We start from the raw sequence: 23,002 nt of genomic DNA on the forward strand, positions 1-23,002 counted from the left end.
TTCTGTTTCTAGAGATGTTTCTCCTAGAAAATGGGTATCGAATGGTGTGTCTTCAGGAATGCGGGTTTCCATGTTTTTATCTCCTTGAATGATGCTGAAGATAAAATGCTTCTTGACAGGTTATGTTCCCAAAGAGACAAATCAGTGCGAATGATGTACTCAAAATGGAGGAGAAAATCTGAATAACAGAAAGGAATGATCAGTTTTTTGGGGGGATATCAGGGATTTTTATGATGGGACCCTTATGGTGCAAGCTCTTCTTGCAAAATTCAGCTTTAGAGAGCTGTTGATGGAGCATTTGCTTTTTTTGCGAGACGAATGTTCTGAAGGAAAGAAGTGAAGGGGGAATTGGGGGGCTATTTTATGAAATGATCTTAGTGCTTATTTTCGGAAATAATATATTTTTACTTCTTGGAGAAAATCTTATAAAGGTTACACTTAGTCAGTTACATCTGGGAATGAAAAGCAAAATTCTGTAGCCATTGTTTTGATTTTTTTTACAGAGTTTTGAAGTGGGTATTTAGAGCAATTGAAAGTTCATTAAAGGGTGAAAGGTGGGGGGTGCAGTGTATTCCTATATCGCGTTGAGCTTGTGGTTATAAATTATAAGATTTTTTGTTATCAACAAGATGACAAAATATAAATTTTATTAAAAAAGCAAATCTTTTATATAAATCATCTATATATTACCTGTTTATAAGTATAAAATAAAACTGTATTTATAAAATAGTAATATTAAGATAAATAAATTTTTTACAACTTGTAAAGTGTACTTTTCAAATGAGTCATAAATATACATTGCCATTTATTATACTTATCGTCTTTTTATCAACAGGCGGTCTGATTTCTACAGATATTTTTCTTCCTGCACTTGGTGAAATGCGCCAATACTACCAAGTGAGTGAATCTCAGATACAGAGTGCTGTAGCGATTTTTCTGTTTGCATTAGCTCTTGGACAGCTCATTTATGGTCCACTGAGTGACAATTTTGGACGTAAAAAAACACTACTATTTGGCTTGTTTTTATGGCTATTCACCACGATCAGTGTGATTTATACGGTTAATATTCACGCTTTTCTTGCTTTACGTTTTTTACAAGGTCTTGGAGCTTGTGCGGGGATTGTTTTAAGCCGTGCTATTATCAATGATTTGTTGGATAAAAAAGCAGCGGGAAAACTTTATTTAATTGTGTTCCCCTTTATTGGGATGTCACCAGCACTTGCGCCGTTAGTGGGAGGGCTCTTATTACAAGCTTTTAATTGGCAAGCTACTTTTATCTTTTTAAGCTTTTTTATATTCTTAACCATTTTGCTCTGCTGTTTTATTCTAACGGAAACGTTGCCTTCTCAAAAGCGGCATCGTTTTTCTTTTATAGGATTTATGAAGGGTAGTTTAGGCGTTCTCAGAAACAAACAATTTATTTTTTATGCGCTCCTTCCGTGCTTTTCTTATGCAACCTATTTTGCTTACATTGTAGAGTCGCCTTTTTTACTCACCACTTTGGGTTTGCCACTGAAATATATTGGATATAGCTATATTGGTGTTTCTCTCCCCTATATTATAGGTAATCTCACAGCACGGTGGCTTTTTAAGCGAGAATCTATGGAGAGAACGGTATGGCGTGGGTATATTATTTTTGTTATAGGGGGAGGGCTCTTTGCTCTGCAAATGTATGTAAGCCCATGGCCACTTGTGACGAGTTTTGCGGCTATCGCTGTTCTTACCTTTGCTAATGGTTTTTTATTGCCGTTAGGAACAGCATTGGCTATTTCTTCGCATCCTCAAGCAGCTGGGGCAGCTTCTGGTGTTATGGGCGCTTTACAATTAGGGAGTGCGGCGTTGAGTGCGGCGGTTATCGGAAAGATATCTGCACATAGTCCACGGGCTGTGGCAACTTTGTTGGCTCTCTGTTGTCTGCTAGGGTTTATAATTTATATTCGAAAAGCCCATCATTTTATGACTTCGGAAATGGACTGAGTAGAATAGCAAGAGGGGGCATCATGCGTAAATGTTTTGGTATTATTTTTCTTGAATGTAAGTAACCTTAGTTGAAAATTAATTCTTATTAAGCTGGTTGCATTGAAGGTATCTAAAATCTGCCGTAGCTTAACTTAATTTTGGTACAATTGATTATTCTTAGCAGTTTTACGGGGGGAAGTTTATGCATGATAGAGATCTATATTTTTAGGTTTTCATAGCTATCCTCAGTGGGGATATTGCTGCTACAATCTGTATTTTGAAATAAAGTGGGGTGGAAATAAATAATGAGCCTTCGTGTTGTCATTCTTTCTCCTGTGATGCCAATTTGGGATCATGGCGTTTTTTGTTCTTCATTTACAAAGCGATGTTTAGCAAAAGGATTCCAAATTACTTTACTCGATACCCTATCCCTTTTCCCCACTCATTCTAGTTTTGGTAATAACTCTGCCTTGGGCATTTTACCTTTTATGATAGAGAAACTTGAAATATATTTTAGGGAGCCTTCAATTCTTGTCGGTTTTTCTATGGCTGGAATGTTAGTACAGATATTGGCTGCGCGACTTCCAAATATTCGAGCTGTGTTAGCCGTGAATGCACCAGGCTATCCAGATATGCTTTTGCAACGGCGCGTTGGGTATATTCTCAATTTCTTGAAAAATAAAGATTTATCAGGAGCTCTAGAAGCACTGAATGCTTTTATGCATCCTCGTGGAGTGATGAAGAAAAGAGCCTTATGGGAAATTCCCGAAGCGCAAAAAAGCATGGCCATTGAGCGTATGACAAAAGGATTTGAGTTCTTGTTGGGAATGGATGCTCGAAATGAGATTATCAAGTACACCGGAAAGTTTTTAGCTTTGGTCGGTGAAAAATCGCAACTTGCAACCGTAGATAATCAAACACGAAGTCATTGTGTGAATCATGAATATAAAATTGTTTCTGATGCGGGGACGCGTTTATGGGATGATAATCCTGCTATGACAAATGCAATCCTTGATGAATGGATAGAGAGATTATGAAAAAGAAAGTTCTTGTATTACCTGGTGATGGGGTAGGGCCAGAAGTTTGTGATACAGCACTGATGGTTTTAGAGCAATTTCAGTTACCGATTGAATTATCCTATGGCGCTATTGGTTGGGAATGTTGGAAACAGGAAGGGGATCCTGTTCCTCAAGCGACTTGGCAAAAAATAACGGAAAGTGATGCTGTTTTGCTTGGTGCTGTGACTTGTTCAGGGAAAGAAGCTGCTTTAAAGAAGCTTGCACCACATTTAAGGGAGAGGCAACTTCCCTACGTTTCTCCTGTTGTTCAGCTTCGCCAAAAGTTAGGCTTGTTTGCGAATATACGACCTGTAAGATATATTGTTGGTTCAAAAAGACCTTTTCATTTTTGTGTTATCAGGGAAAATAGCGAAGGTCTCTATGCGGGGCTTGATTTTTGCGGTGTCTCTCCTGAAACAGCGACATGGTTAAAGCATCCCAATTTGACAAAATATGGTCTTGAAGAGGCCGCATGGACAGTGCGGTTGCAGACACGTTTTGGTTTAGAGCGGTTGTTTGAATATGCTTTTTCTTATGCACAGAGACACGGTTTTAAGCGGGTTACTTTTGTTGATAAGCCAAATGTCATGAGAGAAAGTGGTCAATTTGCTCAAGAAATTTTTGAGAAAGTTGCTCAAAATTATTCCGAAATTGAAGCAGATATTCACAATGTTGATGCGGTTGCTTTATGGATTGTCACAAAACCAGAGCAGTTTGGTGTGATTGTTGCTGAAAATATGTTTGGTGATATTCTCTCTGATCTTGGTGCTGGAGTCATGGGTGGATTGGGATTGGCACCAAGTGCAAATGTGGGAAGCAAGATTGCCTATTTTGAGCCTGTTCATGGCAGTGCACCACGTATTGCTGGGCAGAATAAAGCTAATCCTTCTGCCATGCTTTATACGACAGCCTTACTCTTGGAACATTTAGGTTTTCAGGATGCAGCACAACAACTGTCTGAGAGTGTTGATCAGGTTATTCGCGCTGGGAAAACTGTAACTTATGATTTGGGAGGTTTAGCCACCACGCGTCAAATGGCTGAAGCTGTTCTTCATTCTCTTGTAAATCCTATCTCTGTTTGTCGAGCGGCCATTATTACGGTTGGTGATGAACTTCTTTCAGGACAATATCTGAATACGAATTTGCAGGATTTGAGTCAAAGCTTGAACAAGAGAAATATTCAAGTGACACGTCATTTTGTTTGCGCCGATCAATTACAGCAAATAAGTGAGACGGTGATTGCGTGTCTTGGACAAGAAGATCTCATTATTATCAGTGGGGGATTAGGACCAACATCTGACGATAAAACGCGTGATGCGATTGCTCAAGCTGTGCAAAAGCCTTTGGTTCATCATGAAGCGGTTTGGCAAACGATAAAAGGTCAATTGCAACGATTAGGAATTGCGCCGGATAGCAATAATGCGCGTCAAGCATTATTTCCTGAGACGGCAAAAGTCCTTGATAACCCTACTGGGACAGCACCTGGTTTTACCCTCTCCTGTAGTGGGAGTTCTCTTGTGGTTTTGCCTGGTCCTCCCACGCAGGCTCTTTCACTTTTAGAACATTATTTAGAACACGGTGAGAAGAAGTATCCTGCTGTATCACGCGCTCAATATGCGTGGACTTTGATTGGAGTTGATGAAAGTACAATTGCGCATTGGGTTGATGGTCATTTCGCCAATGAACCATTTGAACGGCATTTTTTATGGAAAAGTCCTTATGTTCTTGTGCAACTGGTTGGTCATTCATCAGCGCCTTTGGCACAGCATTTAATCGAAGAATTTGAAAATCATTTTCGTCCATATTTGGTTGGTGCAGAAATTACCACTGCTCGCCAACAATTAGCGATGCATGCAGAAGTTCATTGGTCGGCAAATGATCCCATGCTTTTAAAATATTTTCACCCCATAGAAAAAAGCGCAAAGATGATTCCGCAGCTTGAGGTTGAGGTTAGTTTATCACCTTCTTTGGAGGTCTTAGAAAACCAAAAAGAAAGCCTTGGACATGCTACAATGACTGTACGAATTGACGGGTATGGTGATGATCATATTACTTTTCCCTATACGCGACCGCTGTTGGGGGTGGTTTTACCGGAATATGCAGCTTGGTCGGTTTTAAAAAGATATTTGAAAGTAGAAGATTAAAACTGATATTCTGTGGGGGTGTGAAAGCACTAACTCAATCTTTGCTTTTACTTAAAGTTAAGACAGTGTTGTTTTGATGTTTGAGATCGGTTGTATTGACTAACTTGTTTTCTTTGATCTTAGATAATAGCAAAATGGGGTTGAATAAATAGAAAATATTTTATTCTGAACAGTTTGGCAGAACAATACGGATATTATTATTCAGATTTTGTTTGGGATATTGTTGATGCTAGCAATTCTATCTTACTTTTTTGCAACAAATATTTATACAGTTTAGGCTAAAAATCACATGCCTATATGCGTATGGGGAGAATTATTATTGCATGATAAAATTGCAATGCTTCATGGCGTTTGTTTTTAGTTCAGGGAAAAAATCTCGACACATATTGTTTGAGAGATGAAAAATATCTTTTCAGAGGATAGCAAAATATTGTTCATTTTTCTGACAATAAATTGCCATAAAATAACAGTATTTTCCAAGACTGTTATGATCGAGCATAATGGGTAGGCATTGCTTCTTATGAGTGGTGGTCTCTCACTGTTACTCAAGTGCATAAAAAGAATTGTTTTGTGTGCGAGATACAAAGGAATATTCTTTCAGCGGTTTTGCTATGTTCTTCTTGGTTTCTTGATGGGCAATTTTCAGGCATGTTTGAAAATGCATCATTCATTGTTAAGTAAGAGCTTTTTTACTGAGTGAATTTTTAAAGTATTATTCTTAGTATTTGAGTGTTTGAATATAAAAAATTTTCAAAAGTTGCTCAGCACTCGTTTTGTATACTGTCTCTTATAATGTGCGGTGGTACTTGTGAATGAAAAAAGGAAGGATTTCTATGTATCAGATTGATTACAACAGTTATCGTTCTGTTAAGAGCTTTAATCGTCGTGTTCGTTTTCTTGTAATGCATTATACTTCACTGAATTTTAAAGAGTCGGTTATGGCTCTTACAGGGGAAAAGGTTAGTGCACACTATCTTGTTCCTGATCCTTCAGAGCAGACGTATCTTGAGGCAGGATTTAGGGATATGCGTATCTTTAATCTGGTGGATGAAAATGAGCGTGCATGGCATGCAGGTGTCAGTTCATGGGCTGGGCATAGTAATTTAAATGATACATCTATTGGAATTGAAATAGTTAATTTAGCAACTGGTCCTTCTGTTTCTTCAGACAAGACCTATGTTGAAACATCTTTAAAGGATGGGCGCGTTTTAAATCCAGTTCCTAAAGATGAAAATGAATTACAGGTTGGTTCATGGACTGAAAACAGGCATGTGAGCAGTACAGTTTTGCCTCTTGAGAACGATCATTTTTTTACTTGTCAGAATGAGGGGTTGATATTTCCTCCTTATAATCCAACGCAAATTGATGCAGTTAAGGAGCTTGCGTTGAATATTCTTCAACGATATCCAGATATTACGCCAACCGATGTTGTTGGACACAGTGATATTGCCATTGGAAGAAAAATTGATCCAGGGGCTGCTTTCCCGTGGAAAGAACTTTATACGGCAGGGATAGGGGCATGGTATGATGATGAACAAAAGCATCACTATCAGGAGCAGTTTTGTAAGAGTTTGCCATCCAAAGAAGATGTTTTGGCTCAGTTGAAATGTTATGGGTACGACATTTCTATCGCATGTAGCGAAATTGGATATAAAAATTTGATCCGAGCTTTTCAGCTTCATTTTCGTCAAGAGAATTATGATGGAATTCTGGATGTTGAAACTGCAGCAATTCTCTATGCTTTGGTAGATAAGTATTTCCCATCGGAATTATCCAGTTTATCTTAATTTTAAAGAGAGGGAGTTATTGCAATATAGGTTTTCTTAACGGAGTTTTTTGGCTTTCTGCCGATTAAGCTCTTGTGAAAGAGAGAAATTGTGATTGTTTCGGCAATAAAATGATCTTGCAAAAGAATGAATGAAACAAGAAAAAAGTGATGCGGTTTTGAGGGATGAGCTAAAAAAATCTGCTTTCTCAATTCTTTACGCATTACTTACCTGTAAAATTGGCTTTAAGAAATATTGTTTGGAATTTAAAAACAAATGATACAGTGGCAGTGTGAATGTATGCACACAAGATAGGCAAGGAGCGTATAAAATTAGAGTATTGTGCGCAGGAAAATGTGCTACTCAAGAGCTTGTGTAGAAGAAGAGATGCTTGAGAATGAATTTATATCCACAATATCTGATGCAAAAAAAGTACGAATTATGTGTATTGTGCTTGTAGTGTGCAAGTAAAGCTTAACAATAATTGAAATAAAAGAGTAAGTGAAGCATACATAGGACTTTAAATATAAGTGGAATGTTTTTAGTTTTTTTAATGTATATTGTTTTTGCTCTTGGGGGAATGTTTTCTGCTTATCCAAAATTACTGAAATTCTCCAGAACCTTGTGATGCATTTTAGGTTAGCCATTTTTGTTGAGAGCATTGCTGCAATTCATTGTCTAACACGTTTAAGAGATATCTCACTCATTTTTAATTGCTTTTGAGGATATCTAGACAATTTGATAACAAATTACCTTGGATAAAAATCTGTGTTCTTTGAATTGAATGTGCAAGATTTGTGAAGGTACTTATCAGTCTTTATCTGATTTATTTGCTTGGAATATTAAGCAGCTTTTTGCGAGGGTAGTAGTCAATAAATATTATGAGATGGTGTTTTGAGCATCACAGAGAGCTTCAAAAACAAAAAAACTGGCAACACACGTTGCCAGTTTTTAAAAGTATCATCTAAGAAGATTAGAATGAGCGCTGGAAGCGAATCATACCTTGTAAAGCACTTTTTCCTTTCAGGGCATGTGTATGTGCAACGTCATTTGCGCCCTTAAGAGTGCGATCATCATTCCAAGAAACATAAGTCAATTCAGGCGTAATTACAAAGCCCGGAACCAACGTGTAGGCAATATTTACAGAAGTTGCAAAAGTTTTTACAGCGCTATAAGAAACTTGAGCGTTCAAATCTGCTTTTGGAGTAAGCTTGTAAGTTGCACCAGCCCAAGCGGCCCATTTGCCTCCCCAATTTGCATAAATCGTTGTGTTCTGTCGTGATAGAACGTTGTTTTCATCCTTTGTATAGTAATCGATGCTGTTTTTATAGCCACCCATTACCCATAGGTTCAAACGATCGTTGACATTGAAATCCATGCGCACTTTCGCTGCCCATTTTTTGTAATAAGCATCGTAAGCTGCTACTGTTGAAAAACCACCCCATTTTTGCATAAACTTCATACCCAAAACGATATTGGGAGTGTATTTTTTTATTCTTTTACTTGGAAGACCATCTACAGGAACATCAACGATTTTATCATCTTTATCTATGTAATAATATGTATTATTGTCGGAGTTTACCTTATCAGTATAAGGATCATCAGCATTGCCTATTTCAGCTCCGATAATAGCAGAAAATCCGGTGTCACCACTAAAGGTGTAAGAAATAAAATTGGTGCGTGTTACACCTGCTGGTGCGATACTGTCATCGTTCAGAACGTTTCCATAACCACCAGTCCAACTGTTAAAGATTGTATCATCAAGACCTACACGAAAACCACCAAGTTCAATGTAAGCAGCTGCAAGTTTTGCACCAGCATTGTCTCTCCCATTGTTCCAGTTAGAGAAAATACGTGCATAGGAACGAAGTGTTCCCAATTCGGTTTCAGAAGCAGCTTGGAAAACAAGGGTCAATCGTGATGACGCACCGTAGGTTTTTCTTTTTGCAGCTAATTCAGCGTCTGTTGTTGCATCTACGTTATCACCACCCACAAAATCAGCGCGAACATTTCCTGACAAACGCATGCATGTCTCTGTTCCAGGGATATAGAAATATCCTTTACCATATGCATCGCAAACGCGAATATATTCTACAGGCTCTGGTTCTGCAATTGGTTTTGGAGCTGCTTGTGCTCCAGAAATTGCTAAACAAGCTGCTGTAGAGCTCAAAAAGAGGGATTTAATATTCATACTGGATCTCCAATGAAAGGTCGTTTATTCTTCGTTAGGAATATTATTTGCTTAACTTATTAGAGGCAAAAATACGCGATACTTGAATTCTAGCTATACTGATCTTTTTTCAATATACAAATATGAAATCACCTTTTTGAAGGATATTCATGTACTATTCAGGGAAATGTGGTAAAAAAAGCACAATTTTTGTTTTGTTAACTTTTTGTCCTCTTGGATCAATAAACAAGAAAAATCTTAGATATTTTTGAAAAAAATAGAAAATGTCTTGAACTTTCTGTTGATACCCTTTATGCACTCCGTTGGAGAGGTGGCCGAGTGGTCGAAGGCGCTCCCCTGCTAAGGGAGTAGGGCTCAAAAGGCTCTCGAGAGTTCGAATCTCTTCCTCTCCGCCATTTTCAATAAAATTAATAGTTATATAAAAGTTCGGGAATTTTGATTCCTTTAACTTATTTTTTTGTCTACCTCGAACCTTTTTGAAGCTTTTGTATTGCTTCTATTGCTAGCTGTGTTGTATTTGCTGTTTTGGTATAAAGTGATGCCATTTTATCTTCTGTCTAGCCCAAAAGCGCTTTCATTTGTGAAACTGTAGCACCAGAATTGTCCTGCACGAGTTGCTGCTAACTTTCTCAATCCATAGGCTGTTTTTTTATATCCACTGTATTACATGCATCACAAAATAAGTTTTCAAAACTTTCTTTAACGAGCTTATTTTTGCTTTTCCGCAAATAAATGTTTCATCTCCAATAGGACCAATTTTAAAGTTTTCTACGCAAATGAAATCTCAAGAGGGGTATCTGGTTTAGATCTTGTGGGATGTCTCTCTGTAACTTTAAAAGTGTAGTTTTTTCGTAACAAACTTTTGCTACCCATAAGCCTTGTGTGTCTTATGCATTGGTTTATGACTGCTACATATATGCCATAGAATTTTACAGTGTTTCTTGATTTGCTCTCACAAAATAAGCTGGATGGAGGTCCGTGTTGCTTCATTTATGCGTGATGTCAAAGCTATAATGACATCATCTGGTAAAGCCAACCAATATGTCTGAACTTTTTACTGCTATTTGAGATATTCTAATGCCTATTTTATGATAGAGCTCTATTTCATTGTATTCCAAAAATAAAGGAGTACAAACATGGATTTTGCATTAATCTTCCTTTAGGCTGATAAATGCAGCGTGTTCAGGTGCGTTTTTTCTGATGATTTTTAAAAACGGTATATCTCTCTCAAAGGCAAGTTTGCTTTAAATCTGTATGATTGTAATGCGAGAGGCTTAAAGATTTTATTTTTTTGAAAATGCAAATATGTTAGACATCTTGAGTGCTTAGACAAATACCTTCATAAAAGATCGTGATGTAAAAGAGCTGATAGCAGTGTGTTTGAAGGTCCTCTTCTCTAACCTTTATTTACGCACCCCGCACCTTTAAAACATATGGAAAATCAATAAGTTATTTTGGATAAAAAAGGGCATGGTGCCCAAAAGAGGCGGAGCGGGCTTTATTAGCAAGAATCAAATTATATAAATATGTGCAAGAGCGTATTGATGTCTGTAGTTTTTTATGTTCCAATAAAAAAATTAAGAATTAAAGAAAAAATCTCAAATCAAAAATTAAAGGTGGTCTAAAAGGTGGACGAGAGGGGGCGTTAAGTGAGAGCGATTCATCGGTTATCAGCATCATTCGTAAAGACTTCTCCTCAGGGTAAATATTGTGACGGGGCAGGGCTATGGTTAAATGTCCGAAAAGATAATACGCGCTCTTGGTTTTTTCGCTATACGCACCACAATAAGCGTCGTGAAATGGGACTTGGTCCTGTTACGAAACTTTCTTTAAAAGAAGCACGCGAGCTTGCTAGATATTATAGTGATATTCTTAAAGAAGGCAATGATCCTATTGTCTTTAGAGAACAGACTATTTTGAAACAGCAAAGCAATATTTTTCAAGAAATTGCGCAAGCGGCTTTTGAAAGCAAGAAAGCAGAGTTGAAAAATGAAGGCAAAAACGGCCGCTGGTTTTCTCCACTCGAGTTGCACGTTATTCCACACATAGGCAAATTATCTATAGAAAAATTAACAGCTAATATCATTCGCAATGTTCTCGCACCCCTTTGGCATGAAAAAGCAGATACAGCGCGAAAGGCACTTAACCGTATCAATATTTGTTTGAAATATGCCGCGGCTCTTGGTTTAGATGTTGATCTACAGGCTTGTATGAAGGCACGCGCGCTTTTAGGAAAACCACGTGCGACATCAACAAATATTCCTGCTATGCCATGGCAAGAAGTGCCGGCTTTTTATCAAAAGTTACAGGATGATATCCTCTCAAATTTAGCACTGAAGTTACTGATTTTGACGGGAGCACGGTCATATCCATTGCGCTATTTGCGCCTTGAACAAATTGACAAAAATATATGGACGATACCCAAAGAAAACATGAAAGGTATTGTAGGGAAAGTTTCAGACTTTCGCGTGCCACTAAGTGATGAAGCTTTGAGAGTTATTGAAAAAACTCTCCCCTTTGAAAAGAATGGTTTTCTTTTTTCTGGTCTTAAAGGCAACCCCATTTCTGATGCCACCATGGCAAAGTATATGACAGTTTGTGGTTTGACTTATCGTCCCCATGGTTTCCGTTCAAGCTTACGGGACTGGATAGCAGAGACAACGTCAACACCATTTGAAATTGCAGAATCTGTTCTTGCGCATTCAGTTGGGAATTCAGTGACGAAAGCTTATATGCGAACAGACTTTTTGGAACAACGGCGTGTTCTTTTAGAGCAATGGGCGTCTTTTATATCAGGAAAGGCTTGACAATATGGCATCAATGTGTCTATTGTCGAATCAGGTGCCTGAAAAACGCCTTAAATACACAGCGGGTGGATTGCCGAAACAATCTCTTTTCCGCATTTAAAGACTTTGACTCATTATATGCTACATGCGTATAATAGATTTGTCGGGTGTAGTTGCGCTATACAATACTCTTTATGGGGAAAGCGTAACGACGGACTGTGTACCGTGTTTTTCAGCACCCGGCACTCTTTTTGAGTGTCAATGAAAAACGTCTATTACACAGGAGTTCATAATGAACACTTTTATAGAAATCAGAGAAAGTACTTCTCATAGTGCTACCACTCAAACTATGTCTAGTCGTGAGATTGCTGAGTTGTGTGGGAAAAGACATGACCATGTCATGCGTGATATTAAGAAAATACTTGAAGAACTTAACGCCCCCAAATTTGGGGTGGTTGATTTTAGTGGTTATTACCTTGACAGCAAAGGTGAAAGCCGCCCTTGTTATAACTTACCCAAGCGTGAATGTTTAATTCTCGTGTCTGGTTACAGCACTGCTTTACGTGCAAAAATCATTGACCGTTGGCAAGAATTGGAAAAACAAGTAGCTATACCGCAAATTGACTATTCAAGTCCTCAAGCAATGATAGGTTTCTTGAATCATCTACAAAGTCAAATCGAGCAGAAGGATAACACCATTGCAGAATTAGCACCAAAAGCAAAAGCACTTGATGGTTTAAAACGCTCTGATGGTTTATTCGGTCTTATTGAAGCAGCAAAAATGCTAGAGGTACGACCTAAGGATTTAACGGATTATTTGCGAAAACATGATTGGGTGTATCGACGGGCTCCAGGGGCTCCGTTGTTACCTTATCAGGACAAGATCAAAAAAGGATTTATGGATTGTCCCGCTATTACCATTCAAAGACCTGATGGTACAGAAAAGGTGCTACCCTCAACTAAAATTACACCAAAAGGATTGGCATGTTTGAGAGAACAAATCTTTGGGGGTGTGCAATGAATACCAGTATAGACTTCTTATGTGATTTGTGGATGGCGTTGTTTCAGTTTTCTGATCGTGATGATGTTGAAGATAAGGCTTTTAATGCTCTCATTGAAACCATGGATGCAATAGAAAAAGCTTTGATTTTAAAACTTCAAGATGAATCACCAAATGCACTTAGAATTCTAGCAATGATTACAAATTTTGGATCTTTAAAACCTCCTTCTATTATGGAGCCCTTGTTGAAAACTTACAATCCAAATTTGGAGAATCCCATTAAAAAGGTTGCTTAAGTAAAAAGCGAAACTCTTCTCCCCGTCTCAAAAGCGGGGAGGGGATAAAGCTTTCAGTTTTTGCTTAGCCACTGTTTTAAATGTGCAAATACATTGTCTATCGCATCTGCGAGACGCGCGAAATTGAGAATCCATTTGCTAAAGAATTTTGCGCGTCTCAGAATATGTTTAGAGTCGGATATTTGGTTTTTGTGTAAAAATACTTACTAATGCATCCATAATACGTGAAAAATCAAGCGCTAATAAGAGTATAATGAATACAATCCATTTCGTATAACGAGACATCACTTTTACACTTTTGTAGGTCATGATGATTTCTTGAAGTAGTTCTTTTTCTGCTTCTGTAAGCTCTATATTGTCTTGTGTTTTTTTTCTAGCCATGTTTCCACCCACACACGCGTTCACCTAGATTATTGTGCTTTAAGATCTCTCTTGCTAAGTTTGAACTGATGGCGTTCAGATCTTTCTTGTCTAAATAAATTGGCAACCAGCCAACACAAGAAGAAACAACTTTATTTGTTGCGCAACCAGTCAGAGAGAGCAGAACGCACATCAGCATCACTTTTTTGATTAACTTCACTTTCCACCTCCAGCCGTGTTTTTGCTGTCTTTAGAGTATTTTCTGTTTGTTTTTGCTGTTCAACCTTCTTTCCAAGGGTAAAAGCTCTTGCTAAAATCATAAAAAAAGCGGCTAAAGCCGCGCCTGTTAGCATCAGATTTCTTTTCATCCATAAGATCATAGGCGGTGTTCCTGAAAACGTTTAGCGACCAAGAAAAGTCCAGTACATGCCGCTAAAACCATGATGGTTGCCAAAGCCCATTGGAGTGGTCCATTGCCTGCTAAAAAGCCTCCAAGACCTGAGAAAGAGCCAATAATAGGTGCAAGCGCTTCTGCTTTGAAAAGCCCCGTTGGCTCTTGTGTTTCTACTGTTTGATAATTGGAGGAAACATAAGCCCCTTTTACCCATAAGCCTGCTTCTGCTGCACGTCGGTGTGCGAGACCTTGAAGACGCTTCCCGCCTGCTTTTGTCCATTTCTGTAGCTCGGCTGGCACTGCTTCATATTCACCTTGATTGAGCTTTTTTAACAGTGTCGAGTTACAAAAAGCTCCTGTTCCTACATTATAACAAAAAGACACTAACGCCGCGAATTGTTCATTCGTTAATGAAACCGTAACAGCGCGTTCAACAGCATTTTCAAATTGTCTTAAGTCTTGGCAAAGAAGTTCTTCTGCTTGCTTTTCAGTGATTGTCATGCCTTCATAAATAAAAGGTTTTCCGGCGGTGTTTGTATGTCCATAACCTATTGTCCACACTCCAATGGCATCTTTATAGGCGTTCAAACGCAAACCTTCCCATTGTTTGATAAGTGCTAGTCCTTCTGATGATATTGTTCGCATATGACTCTCCATAAAAAATCCCTACACAAGGTGGGGATGCGTGAAAATATAAAATTGTAATTATTGCGTATTATTAAAAATCTCGTTTCATGTAACTTTTTTCTGTGTTATACGTTACATGAAACATAATGGAGATTTTGTTATGGCTACAATGCATGTCAATGAACGGGTTCAAAAACATCGCAACGCACAAAGGAAAGCGGGATTACGCTTGATGCAAATTTGGGTGCCAGATACACGCCAACCAAATTTTGCAGAAGAGTGCCGTCGTCAATGTCGCTTAGTGGCAAAAAGAGATAAAACAGATACATCTATGCAGTTGTTTATGGATCAATCTTTAATGGATGTTGATGGCTGGACAGAATGATGCGTGGATCTCTTGTAACAATAGCTATGCAAGGGGATTTTGGTAAACCAAGACCTGCATTGATCATTCAAGCTAATCAATTTAGTGAACATACAAGTGTAACAGTTTTACCAATTACAAGTACACTTGTTTCGGCGCCATTACTTCGTATTACTCTTTATCCAGACAGCAAAAATGGTTTACAAAAGCCTTCGCAAGTAATGATTGATAAGATTATGACGGTAAGATGTGAAAAAGTTAGTTCCACTTTCGGCTCCATTCCGGTAGATAAAATGTTAGAAATTGAACGCTGTTTGGCTGTATTTTTAGGAATAGTGAAATAAAAATTAGATTTCTTTTCGGATAGGAATATGCTTTTTATCATCATCAGATAGTTTTGTTTATATATCCTTTTCATCCATATGGATGACGCCTTCGCCTTCATCGCATGCATTGGGTGGAGCGTTTGGATCAAGGGTATCATCCTTGTCTGGTGTTGTGTTTGCAACGTTTCCAGCCGCATCTTCTTGTGATTCGTCAAAAAGCTCACACTCTATTTTTGTGGTGTAACCACCCATTTTATCAAGTTTGTGTTTGACGCTTTTGATGCGCCATTCTGCCGGAATATAAGGTCGGAAAGGGGGATCTTGAACAAGTTTTGCTTCTGCTTGCACAAAGGGATCTCCACCAATATCACATGAGAAAGAAGACTTACCGCGTGATGACTTATTACGATAAGCAGCAATGGCCGCAACAGCTTCTGATTGATTATGGTAGGTATATTTGAGTTCATGAAATGGTGGTTTTCCAACTTTGACTTCTTTTTTTTCACCACTGCGGATATCATGATAGGTTGCGAGAACACCGCCTTTTTTCTCTTCTTCTTGCTTTTCCGTTTCTTTTTCTGTTTTTTCTCCTCTCTCTGCTTCAGATGGATTTGGTAGATCATTTTCATCCATATGGATGGAGTTTTCATCATCATCTATCTCTTCTGGTGCACGTGCATCAGCCGCGGCTTTTTGGTCATCACCACCATCCGTTTCTAAGCCATTTGCTGCACCTGCTTCATCCCGTGCGCTGTATTTAAAATCCCAAGAGGTGCAATGTTTTTCATGGATAACAACAACAGGGAGTGTTTCGCCGGTGATGGCTTTGCCTTCGCCCCGTTTGGCGAGCACAAGTTTTCCATCAACGGGCTTTGCTACCGCATCATATTCTTCTGCAAGGCGTGTGGCAAAAGCCATATCACTTTCAGCAGTTTGATCAATGTGACGCACAACGATTTTTGCAAGAGAAGGATCAACCTTTGCACTATAACCATTACGCTGTGCTATTTCTTGAACAATACTGCCAAGGGTTTGCTGGTGATAGGATTGGCTTTTTGGGGTTCTGTAAGACGTGTTCATGGAGGCGGCGCGCCCTGTCACACTTAAGCTTTGTGGTGGGCTGCTTACAGAGATTTCGTCTATCAGATAGGCTCCCATATCACGGTTTTTACCGCCTTCATAGCCAAGTGTCACGGAAAGAACTGTTCCGATTAAAGGAATGTCAAGAAAGCCATTATCACTGTCGCGTATACGGTCATCAAGCTCTATGGTGATACGGTCGCTTTTGTCTTCTGCCTCATCAGTAATTTCAATCGACAAAACATAATCCATGAGAGTTTTGGTAATGTCTTCTCCATTTGCCAGAACCATGCAAAAAGGTTTCATGATTTGCTACCCCAAATTCTGATCACGGGTGTGGCTTTGGGATAGGGGAGGGACGGCAAAACTATTGTGATGCCTGCTGTTAAAATGGGTCCATAGTCTGCAAGCCCCAAATTCGCCGCATAGACCCGTTCAACAGCAAGCGCTTGTTGACCTTTGGCATAGTATTTCCAGCAAATGGCATCGACCATATCACCTTCTTTGGTTCTGTAAAGATCACTCATAGGTCTTCACCATATTCTCTCAATTTTACTGTAAATTCTTGTTTTTTGGGGGTGCCATTATGATGAAAAACACTCTGCTTTTCCTCCACGGAAAGAATGACAAACTTACCTAAGATTTTGCCTTGACCGGTCACAAGGATGTGAGGTCCCATATGCGCTATTTGTCGCAAATATTCGAGCTGTTTGTGACCGCCTTTAAAATCTGGATAGATCACGCCTGCTAAAGAAAATTCCGCATTTGCAACAGCTGGCAATTGAAGAGCAGCCTTTCTCCCCAAACGCCCTTGCTCCACCCATGGCACCCCATAAGACATATCAAGTGTTTGGTAAGCTGCTGTTTCAATCGAAAAAATAAAACCGCCCAAAGCTAACATCATGGTATTTAATCCGAAAGGCTAGAGGCTATGGCTAAACGTTGCTGTTTTGCATAGCGTTCAAGTGCTTGATTGACTGCATCTCTAATTTCGTTCTTGAGACCATTTGGTACTGAAATATTGAGATTTGTAATGGTTACACGGGCGTCTACTTCAACAGCTTTATGAACTGTAATGGGCTTAGGAGCTTTAAAGGCACCCACTTTATTTGTTGCCTGCATTTGTCCTGTTTCAACGACACTTGTATTAAAACCACTCTTGCGTTTTTCAGGCGGGGTATTTGTAACCGCTACTGTGTCCAGCATTCTTTTTGCGCGTGCATTGGTTTCATCGGTAAAGGTTTTAATCGTTTCTGTTGAAGTTTTGTTGATTGAAACATTAAAGCCTAGCTTTTTTTTCATCCAATTAGGCATCCAGCTGGTTAATTTGCTTATCATGCCGCTAAACCATTCAGACAGAGCATTCCATTGGCTTTTGATGCCGTCCCACAAGCTACCAATGAGATGAGCACCAGCTTCCATTAAATCGACCCCAAACAACCATTCAATCAATGCATTGATTTTTTTTGCAATCCAAGCGAGTGGTGAAAAGTTTTTAAAGAGAGTAAAGAGTTTACCAAAAACGTTACTGCATAAGCTAGCAAAAGAATCCCATAACTTGCTTATGAAATTCACGACTGTATCCCAGTTTTTGTAGAGCAGATATCCAGCTCCAACAAGTGCTGCAATACCGCCAATGATCCAGCCGATAGGAGTGGTCATGATTGCGATACCAAGCGATATAAAAGCAGACGCTGCTGCAGTTAATGCTGAAAGCAGAGAGCTTATAAGAGTCGCGGCAAGCGAAAGAAGAGCTGAACTAACAGAGACTAAGGCTGAAAAGAGTGTTCTTGCAAGAGTTACAGCAAGCTTCATAAATGCTGAACAAACTGTTCTTGTTGCTGAAAGCAGTGATTGACCGAGAGTTCTGGCAAGCCCTATAAAAGCTTTGTCAGCTGCGACTATTTTTGAAAATAGGGATTTTCCAAGAGTTGCAATAAATCTCATAAGAGTTGCAATAAGTCTCATAAATGCTGAACAAACTGAGCCTATTGCTGAAAACAGCGGTCCAGCAAAAGCAACAGCAAGTCTGATAACAACTGCACCAACTACAGTTAAGGATGTAGCCAACCATCCATTGATTTTGTCCCAGTTTTTGTAGAGCAGATATCCAGCTCCGACAAGCAATGCAATGCCGCCAAGTATCCAGCCTATGGGAGTAGTCATAATAGTGTAGCCAAGCATGACAAAAGCTGCACTCATTGCGGCTAATGCGGCAATAAGTGGACCAAAAATGAACGAACCAAGGGCTACAAGTCCTACTTTTAAGAGGGTTATTTCACCGATTAGCGGCTCCATCCAGCAAACCCAGCCTTTAATTCTCTCTGTAAGATCACGGATTCCTTTTCTCAAATCGGAGGTAGGATTAAGCAAATCATTAAAGACTTTTCTTAAGGTTTTTGCCCAGCTCGCAACGGTTGTTTGGATGAGGTCACGGTTTTCATCAATCAGGCGAGAAAAAGCATCAATCATATCATTGATCACGGGCATAAAACGTGCGCCAATAAAGCTCGCGATACCGCCTATTTTTTTCTTAAAAGCTCCCATTTTGTCACTTAAGTCTGCTGCATAGCGTGCAACATCGGCACCGATAAGCCATTTTCCTTTTCGTGCCTTTGCAAACAGTTCTTTTATGGGTGCCATCCCTTGTGCAAGCATGGCTGCCATTTCCTTGCCATCACCACCAAACAGTAGAGCGGCAATATGCTGTCTTTGTGCTTGATTTTTCATCTTACTCATCTTGTCGGTAATTTCTTCCAACAAAACGGAATTTGATTTGAGTTTTCCAGAAGCGTTTTTGACAGAAATGCCAAGCGCCTCAAAGCCCATAATGCCTCTTTTTTGTCCGGCATATGCTTGTGCTGAACGCCTGTTTAAAGTTGCTAAGGATTGTTGAAAGAGTTCAGCAGAATATCCTGAATTGTCTGCTGCATCACCCCATAACTGAAGTGCTGTAACACTCATGCCTAAATGCCGTGAGGCATGGTGAAGACTATCCCCCAGATGCATGGTTTTCATGGTGATGGCGGTCACACTTGCGATAAGGCCACCACCAGCAAGCCCTAAGACACCGGTAAAGAGTGAAGCACGGCTTGCCGCCACACCAAGGGCACTTTGAACGCCATGAAGGCTTTTTGTCATGTTTTTGACAGCAGCAGAAAAGCGAGGAATACTCAATCTATGTGAGAGTGTTTTTGACAATGTATCAAATTTTTTTTGAAGATGTTTAAGAGGTGCGGTGAGTTTGTCTTCAAGAGACAATTTTACCTTTGCATCAGCAACTTTTTCACTCATTTTGTCTTATACCTTTCTGCTGCTTGTTTTCGCCAGAATATTAACTCTTGCGGTTCCATTTCCATCATGTCTGGAAGAGACCAATGAAAAACAATGGCAATATCGGCTATGAGTTTAGCGGCGGTTTCCCAGTCGAGGTTTCCCGCCGCTTGATAAAAGACTCTAAAATCTCCCCAATGCTCGACAAGTCATGAATATCGAGTTCTCCAACAGCTTCATGGGGCCATCCAGAAAGGCGTGCAACCATAGCGATTGTTTGTTCAACACCTTCTTTCTTATCGATTGCTTGCACATCTTTTGTTTTGGGACGCTGTAAGGTGATCGTGGTATGCTTTTCTCCTTCAAAGGTCACAGGGATAAGTAATTGATGTGTAATGCTTGTTTGTATTGTCATTTTTACATTCCTAAAAAGTTTTTATGATCTGCTAATTGATTGACGCTATTGAATTTTCTGACTAAGTTGAGGACGTCTATCTCAACAATTTCCACATCCTTCTGGACATATTTGAAATACTGCAATGTGAAGGTCGCAGTGGATGTTGCTTTGCTTCCTGGTTGCCATTCTGCCATTTCAAAGCCTTTGCAAAGTCCCCTCATAGTTATGACAACACCTTCTGCTGGTGTGCCTTGCGCTTGCATTGAACTGCGCAATGAAATGTTCACATCAGAGCGCCCTAACAGCGCCATCAACTCTGGAGAGCAATCAGAAATGGTCATGGAGAGGATGAGGGTTTCAAGACCAAGATCAACCTCAATGGACGAATCCATGCCTCCGCCGCGATAGTTTTCAACGACCAAGCTTAAATTTGGTAGTGTTACGCTTTCGCATTTTGCTTGATAGGGAATGCCGTCGACAAAAATGTTAAAATATTTCAAAACTCTTGGTAAAACGGGGATAGTCATTAAAAAATCTCCTCTAAGTAATCATTGACAATGCGTGAACGGAATGTGATGTGTTCTGCTGGTGTTGTTGGTGTGAATTCGACATTGAAATAGACTGTGCCGCTCTCAATGGCGCTTGCTGTATTCAATTCTGGATCAGGCGTGCATTGTCCACCAAGAATGGCGCCTTGTGCTTTTAAATCACGCAAATAGGCATTGACGCTTTCACTCACGTCATGCATGTAGGTTTTTTTGATATTGCGGTCGACCGCCCATAGATGCCCACGCAAAATAGCGTCATTGATCATATCTGCGGTTCTCACTACCGATAAGAAAGCAAACTTTGTATCGCTTGAAAGGGTGCGATTGCCCCAAAGACGATAACCATTTTCACGAATAATTGTTGTGATGTTTTGTTCATTGAGAAGGTTGGCACGGCTTGATCTATCACCAATGGAAAAATCAATGGGACGCGCAGTGCCAACAATGCCATTGATCACTTTGTTTGAAGGAGAATGCCAAAAACCATTTGCAAAATCTGTTTTGGCAATGACACCTGCAACTGCCGCACTTGCTGGTTCTTCTAGGATTTTTCCACCACGATTCACCTTTACAAAAGGGTCAACTATAATGGCGCGCTTGGAGTCAAAATCCTTTGCTGTGCTAAGTGCTGCTTCATCGGTTGTATTGGGTGCATCAATCACCACAATAGCGCGTAGACGCTCTGCAATGCCAATCAACTCTGCTGCTACAGGATTAGAGGTTGTACTGATTTCGGCTTTTGCTGTTGCACCAGTTCCATCACCTTCAATCGTTACAGTGGGGGCGGTTTGATAATCAAAGCCATTTTCTTTAATGACAACAGAAGTTACTTTTCCATCTTTCAGGATTGCTTCTGCTTGTGCACCGCCAGCAATTTTAACAGTTGCTTGAGTGTAACCGCTTCCTTGGTTGATCACATCAATCTTGCTAAGACTAACAGGGCGTTGATGTGTAAAGCCTGGAGCAATCAGAATGCGTGGTGTTTGTCCCACAATGGATTGTGCTCCAATCAAAGCATGGACGCCTTCATAAGCGCCATTTACGTTCACACCGCCTAGAATATTGGTGAGTGTTGCATTTTCATTGTCACCCTCGTTCACGCGCACGACGATAACAATGGCACCCACTTGCTTGAAAATGAGATCAAGGGCATTGGGTAGGGTGCCTTGACGCTTGCCTGTTTTATCCAGTTTAGCGGCTTGTGAAAGTGAACCGGTAACCAAAACCGGTGTGTTAAGAGGAAAGGCTTGTTCATCCGCATCGGGTGCCGTGCCAACAATCCCGATAACGGCCGATTGAACCGCGCGAAGGGGACGGGTGCCGTCGTCAACTTCAATGACTTCAACACCGTGTAGAAAACCTGTTGCCATACTTTATGCTCCTTAAAATTAAGTGGTGAATGAAAATGAATGGGAAAAATGAGAGGCGAAATGCCGCTTTTGAAAAAGCTTCGTTTTTAATCAGTACTTTTTAAAGGTTCTTCAAAGATCTTTTTAGAACCCGTTTAATGAGTATTGTTTCTTTTTTAGAAATCACAATTTGAGATGATCAATTCTTTAGCTGGAATCGCATTATTTGAGGCGTTACACGAATAAAGTGTTCTCATCTCTTTTATTTTAAATTGGTTAAAGGTTTTTCGGATTTCAGGCACATCATTGAGAGAGAGAAGGAACTTTCCCTTTAATTGTGCAAGCAGTGTGGACATTGTCTGATAATCCTCTCGCTTAAACAAATCCTTTCCATAGTAGTCCTCAACACCCCAATAAGGTGGATCAAGGTAAAACAAGGTGTTTGGCCGGTCATAGCGAAGGATAAAATCAGACCAATCTAAATGTTCAATGGTGACACCTGCTAAACGCCGGTAAATAAGCTTTAATAACGCTTCAAGTTTGAATGTATTAAACCGTGCACTGCAACTTACTTCAACCCCAATCGTACGATTGGCAACCTGACCACTAAAACTCAATTTCTGCAGATATAAAAATCGCAAAGCTCGCTCTAAATCTGTGAGGGTCTTTGGGTCTTGCAAAGTGAAACGTTCAAACGCTTCACGGCTGCTAATCTGGAACTGCAACAAATCCATAAAAGGATGATAATGGCGTTGCAAAACCCGAAAAAAATTCACCACATCACCCAAACGATCATTGATAATTTCAGTAGGTGGAATCAATTTCCTTCTAAAGAATATTCCTCCCATGCCAACAAAAGGTTCAGCATAAATGCTATGAGGAATGCCTTCTATGATTTTGGTAATGGTTTTTGCTAACCTTCTTTTCCCACCAATATAAGCAGCAGCTGGTGCGATAGGATCAACAGATTTTAATTTTTCTTTACAAAGTGTATCCATCATTTTTTAACACTCTTTCATCTATAATAGCCATCTTCTCACTGTTTCCAAGTGATAAGAAGTGGCTGCGATGTTGAGTTGAGTTG

The 23,002-nt window shown here is 39.7% G+C and carries 22 protein-coding genes, 1 tRNA gene and 1 pseudogene; 10 read left to right on the forward strand and 14 right to left on the reverse strand.

Annotation, left to right across the window (positions count from 1 at the left end):
- The first annotated feature begins 780 nt into the window (after positions 1-780).
- From J7R12_RS02385 to J7R12_RS02400, 4 genes are all read left to right on the forward strand, one after another.
- Positions 781-1,977, forward strand: coding sequence for a multidrug effflux MFS transporter (locus J7R12_RS02385; protein WP_126603735.1), 1,197 nt, complete (start codon positions 781-783; stop codon positions 1,975-1,977).
- 287 nt (positions 1,978-2,264) lie between these two features.
- Positions 2,265-2,996: an alpha/beta fold hydrolase gene (locus J7R12_RS02390; protein ID WP_126603734.1), complete on the forward strand. Its 732-nt coding sequence runs from the start codon at positions 2,265-2,267 to the stop codon at positions 2,994-2,996.
- Positions 2,993-5,161: an isocitrate/isopropylmalate dehydrogenase family protein gene (locus J7R12_RS02395; RefSeq protein ID WP_126603733.1), complete on the forward strand. Its 2,169-nt coding sequence runs from the start codon at positions 2,993-2,995 to the stop codon at positions 5,159-5,161. Before J7R12_RS02390 ends, J7R12_RS02395 begins: the two co-directional genes overlap by 4 nt.
- 833 nt (positions 5,162-5,994) lie before the next feature.
- Positions 5,995-6,948 carry an N-acetylmuramoyl-L-alanine amidase gene (locus J7R12_RS02400; RefSeq protein WP_126603732.1) on the forward strand — a complete coding sequence of 318 codons (954 nt, stop codon included), beginning with the start codon at positions 5,995-5,997 and terminating at the stop codon, positions 6,946-6,948.
- A gap of 952 nt (positions 6,949-7,900) precedes the next feature.
- Here the strand turns inward: J7R12_RS02400 and J7R12_RS02405 are convergent.
- The gene (locus tag J7R12_RS02405; RefSeq protein ID WP_126603731.1) at positions 7,901-9,118 is read right to left on the reverse strand and encodes a porin; all 1,218 of its coding nucleotides are present in this window, start codon (positions 9,116-9,118) and stop codon (positions 7,901-7,903) included.
- Positions 9,119-9,422: 304 nt separating this feature from the next.
- Here J7R12_RS02405 and J7R12_RS02410 point away from each other — a divergent pair.
- A tRNA-Ser gene (locus J7R12_RS02410) sits at positions 9,423-9,513 on the forward strand.
- A 66-nt stretch (positions 9,514-9,579) separates the two neighbouring features.
- On the opposite strand, the pseudogene J7R12_RS08900 reads toward J7R12_RS02410, so the two are convergent.
- Positions 9,580-9,887, reverse strand: a pseudogene (locus tag J7R12_RS08900) (tyrosine-type recombinase/integrase); the annotation flags it as partial.
- A gap of 880 nt (positions 9,888-10,767) precedes the next feature.
- Between J7R12_RS08900 and J7R12_RS02415 the strand changes: the two are divergent.
- The 3 genes from J7R12_RS02415 to J7R12_RS02425 all read left to right on the forward strand — a co-directional run bounded on the left by J7R12_RS02415 (position 10,768) and on the right by J7R12_RS02425 (position 13,200).
- Entirely contained in the window at positions 10,768-11,925 is a 1,158-nt protein-coding gene (locus J7R12_RS02415) for a tyrosine-type recombinase/integrase (protein WP_126603730.1), read from the forward strand.
- Positions 11,926-12,196: 271 nt separating this feature from the next.
- Positions 12,197-12,925 carry a Rha family transcriptional regulator gene (locus J7R12_RS02420; protein WP_126603729.1) on the forward strand — a complete coding sequence of 243 codons (729 nt, stop codon included), beginning with the start codon at positions 12,197-12,199 and terminating at the stop codon, positions 12,923-12,925.
- Positions 12,922-13,200 (forward strand): hypothetical protein, encoded by a 279-nt coding sequence (locus J7R12_RS02425; protein WP_126603728.1) that lies wholly within the window; start codon positions 12,922-12,924, stop codon positions 13,198-13,200. The genes J7R12_RS02420 and J7R12_RS02425 overlap by 4 nt, the downstream gene beginning before the upstream one ends.
- 168 nt (positions 13,201-13,368) lie before the next feature.
- On the opposite strand, the gene J7R12_RS02430 is transcribed toward J7R12_RS02425, so the two are convergent.
- The 3 genes from J7R12_RS02430 to J7R12_RS02440 all read right to left on the reverse strand — a co-directional run bounded on the left by J7R12_RS02430 (position 13,369) and on the right by J7R12_RS02440 (position 14,599).
- Positions 13,369-13,581, reverse strand: coding sequence for a hypothetical protein (locus J7R12_RS02430; protein WP_126602609.1), 213 nt, complete (start codon positions 13,579-13,581; stop codon positions 13,369-13,371).
- A 131-nt stretch (positions 13,582-13,712) separates the two neighbouring features.
- On the reverse strand, positions 13,713-13,940 hold the full coding sequence (locus tag J7R12_RS02435; protein WP_126603726.1) for a hypothetical protein: 228 nt from the start codon (positions 13,938-13,940) through the stop codon (positions 13,713-13,715).
- Positions 13,937-14,599, reverse strand: coding sequence for a lysozyme (locus J7R12_RS02440; protein ID WP_126603725.1), 663 nt, complete (start codon positions 14,597-14,599; stop codon positions 13,937-13,939). The genes J7R12_RS02435 and J7R12_RS02440 overlap by 4 nt, the downstream gene beginning before the upstream one ends.
- A gap of 142 nt (positions 14,600-14,741) precedes the next feature.
- On the opposite strand from J7R12_RS02440, the gene J7R12_RS02445 reads away from it, so the two are divergent.
- Together J7R12_RS02445 and J7R12_RS02450 are read left to right on the forward strand one after the other, a co-directional pair.
- Positions 14,742-14,966, forward strand: a complete 225-nt coding sequence (locus J7R12_RS02445) for an antitoxin MazE family protein (RefSeq protein WP_126603724.1) — start codon at positions 14,742-14,744, stop codon at positions 14,964-14,966.
- The gene (locus J7R12_RS02450; protein ID WP_126604056.1) at positions 14,966-15,289 is read left to right on the forward strand and encodes a type II toxin-antitoxin system PemK/MazF family toxin; all 324 of its coding nucleotides are present in this window, start codon (positions 14,966-14,968) and stop codon (positions 15,287-15,289) included. The genes J7R12_RS02445 and J7R12_RS02450 overlap by 1 nt, the downstream gene beginning before the upstream one ends.
- Before the next feature lie 57 nt (positions 15,290-15,346).
- On the opposite strand, the gene J7R12_RS02455 is transcribed toward J7R12_RS02450, so the two are convergent.
- From J7R12_RS02455 to J7R12_RS02495, 9 genes are all read right to left on the reverse strand, one after another.
- Positions 15,347-16,657, reverse strand: a complete 1,311-nt coding sequence (locus J7R12_RS02455; RefSeq protein ID WP_126603723.1) for a contractile injection system protein, VgrG/Pvc8 family — start codon at positions 16,655-16,657, stop codon at positions 15,347-15,349.
- Positions 16,654-16,878 (reverse strand): tail protein X, encoded by a 225-nt coding sequence (locus J7R12_RS02460; protein WP_126602619.1) that lies wholly within the window; start codon positions 16,876-16,878, stop codon positions 16,654-16,656. Before J7R12_RS02460 ends, J7R12_RS02455 begins: the two co-directional genes overlap by 4 nt.
- The gene (locus J7R12_RS02465; protein WP_126603722.1) at positions 16,875-17,255 is read right to left on the reverse strand and encodes a phage tail protein; all 381 of its coding nucleotides are present in this window, start codon (positions 17,253-17,255) and stop codon (positions 16,875-16,877) included. The genes J7R12_RS02460 and J7R12_RS02465 overlap by 4 nt, the downstream gene beginning before the upstream one ends.
- Positions 17,256-17,260: 5 nt before the next feature.
- Positions 17,261-19,645: a phage tail tape measure protein gene (locus J7R12_RS02470; protein WP_126603721.1), complete on the reverse strand. Its 2,385-nt coding sequence runs from the start codon at positions 19,643-19,645 to the stop codon at positions 17,261-17,263.
- Entirely contained in the window at positions 19,642-19,713 is a 72-nt protein-coding gene (locus J7R12_RS08910) for a GpE family phage tail protein (RefSeq protein ID WP_081485993.1), read from the reverse strand. The genes J7R12_RS02470 and J7R12_RS08910 overlap by 4 nt, the downstream gene beginning before the upstream one ends.
- A gap of 38 nt (positions 19,714-19,751) precedes the next feature.
- Positions 19,752-20,039: a phage tail assembly protein gene (locus J7R12_RS02480; RefSeq protein WP_126603720.1), complete on the reverse strand. Its 288-nt coding sequence runs from the start codon at positions 20,037-20,039 to the stop codon at positions 19,752-19,754.
- A gap of 2 nt (positions 20,040-20,041) precedes the next feature.
- The gene (locus J7R12_RS02485) at positions 20,042-20,548 is read right to left on the reverse strand and encodes a phage major tail tube protein (RefSeq protein ID WP_126603719.1); all 507 of its coding nucleotides are present in this window, start codon (positions 20,546-20,548) and stop codon (positions 20,042-20,044) included.
- Entirely contained in the window at positions 20,548-21,939 is a 1,392-nt protein-coding gene (locus J7R12_RS02490) for a phage tail sheath subtilisin-like domain-containing protein (RefSeq protein WP_126603718.1), read from the reverse strand. The genes J7R12_RS02485 and J7R12_RS02490 overlap by 1 nt, the downstream gene beginning before the upstream one ends.
- 155 nt (positions 21,940-22,094) lie before the next feature.
- Positions 22,095-22,916, reverse strand: coding sequence for a DNA adenine methylase (locus tag J7R12_RS02495; RefSeq protein WP_126604054.1), 822 nt, complete (start codon positions 22,914-22,916; stop codon positions 22,095-22,097).
- Positions 22,917-23,002: the final 86 nt, after the last annotated feature.

The organism is Bartonella vinsonii subsp. vinsonii, from assembly GCF_902825235.1.
In the GTDB taxonomy this organism is placed as follows: Bacteria; Pseudomonadota; Alphaproteobacteria; order Rhizobiales; family Rhizobiaceae; genus Bartonella; species Bartonella vinsonii.

What these genes read in the sequence shown, in the direction of transcription:
- J7R12_RS02385 (WP_126603735.1), top strand. Translation starts at nt 781, where the DNA reads ATGAGTCATAAATATACATTGCCATTTATTATACTTATCGTCTTTTTA.
- J7R12_RS02390 (WP_126603734.1), top strand. Translation starts at nt 2,265, where the DNA reads ATGAGCCTTCGTGTTGTCATTCTTTCTCCTGTGATGCCAATTTGGGAT.
- J7R12_RS02395 (WP_126603733.1), top strand. Translation starts at nt 2,993, where the DNA reads ATGAAAAAGAAAGTTCTTGTATTACCTGGTGATGGGGTAGGGCCAGAA.
- J7R12_RS02400 (WP_126603732.1), top strand. Translation starts at nt 5,995, where the DNA reads ATGTATCAGATTGATTACAACAGTTATCGTTCTGTTAAGAGCTTTAAT.
- J7R12_RS02405 (WP_126603731.1), bottom strand. Translation starts at nt 9,118, where the DNA reads ATGAATATTAAATCCCTCTTTTTGAGCTCTACAGCAGCTTGTTTAGCA.
- J7R12_RS02420 (WP_126603729.1), top strand. Translation starts at nt 12,197, where the DNA reads ATGAACACTTTTATAGAAATCAGAGAAAGTACTTCTCATAGTGCTACC.
- J7R12_RS02425 (WP_126603728.1), top strand. Translation starts at nt 12,922, where the DNA reads ATGAATACCAGTATAGACTTCTTATGTGATTTGTGGATGGCGTTGTTT.
- J7R12_RS02430 (WP_126602609.1), bottom strand. Translation starts at nt 13,581, where the DNA reads ATGGCTAGAAAAAAAACACAAGACAATATAGAGCTTACAGAAGCAGAA.
- J7R12_RS02435 (WP_126603726.1), bottom strand. Translation starts at nt 13,940, where the DNA reads ATGATCTTATGGATGAAAAGAAATCTGATGCTAACAGGCGCGGCTTTA.
- J7R12_RS02440 (WP_126603725.1), bottom strand. Translation starts at nt 14,599, where the DNA reads ATGCGAACAATATCATCAGAAGGACTAGCACTTATCAAACAATGGGAA.
- J7R12_RS02445 (WP_126603724.1), top strand. Translation starts at nt 14,742, where the DNA reads ATGGCTACAATGCATGTCAATGAACGGGTTCAAAAACATCGCAACGCA.
- J7R12_RS02450 (WP_126604056.1), top strand. Translation starts at nt 14,966, where the DNA reads ATGCGTGGATCTCTTGTAACAATAGCTATGCAAGGGGATTTTGGTAAA.
- J7R12_RS02455 (WP_126603723.1), bottom strand. Translation starts at nt 16,657, where the DNA reads ATGAAACCTTTTTGCATGGTTCTGGCAAATGGAGAAGACATTACCAAA.
- J7R12_RS02460 (WP_126602619.1), bottom strand. Translation starts at nt 16,878, where the DNA reads ATGAGTGATCTTTACAGAACCAAAGAAGGTGATATGGTCGATGCCATT.
- J7R12_RS02465 (WP_126603722.1), bottom strand. Translation starts at nt 17,255, where the DNA reads ATGATGTTAGCTTTGGGCGGTTTTATTTTTTCGATTGAAACAGCAGCT.
- J7R12_RS02470 (WP_126603721.1), bottom strand. Translation starts at nt 19,645, where the DNA reads ATGAGTGAAAAAGTTGCTGATGCAAAGGTAAAATTGTCTCTTGAAGAC.
- J7R12_RS02480 (WP_126603720.1), bottom strand. Translation starts at nt 20,039, where the DNA reads ATGACAATACAAACAAGCATTACACATCAATTACTTATCCCTGTGACC.
- J7R12_RS02485 (WP_126603719.1), bottom strand. Translation starts at nt 20,548, where the DNA reads ATGACTATCCCCGTTTTACCAAGAGTTTTGAAATATTTTAACATTTTT.
- J7R12_RS02490 (WP_126603718.1), bottom strand. Translation starts at nt 21,939, where the DNA reads ATGGCAACAGGTTTTCTACACGGTGTTGAAGTCATTGAAGTTGACGAC.
- J7R12_RS02495 (WP_126604054.1), bottom strand. Translation starts at nt 22,916, where the DNA reads ATGGATACACTTTGTAAAGAAAAATTAAAATCTGTTGATCCTATCGCA.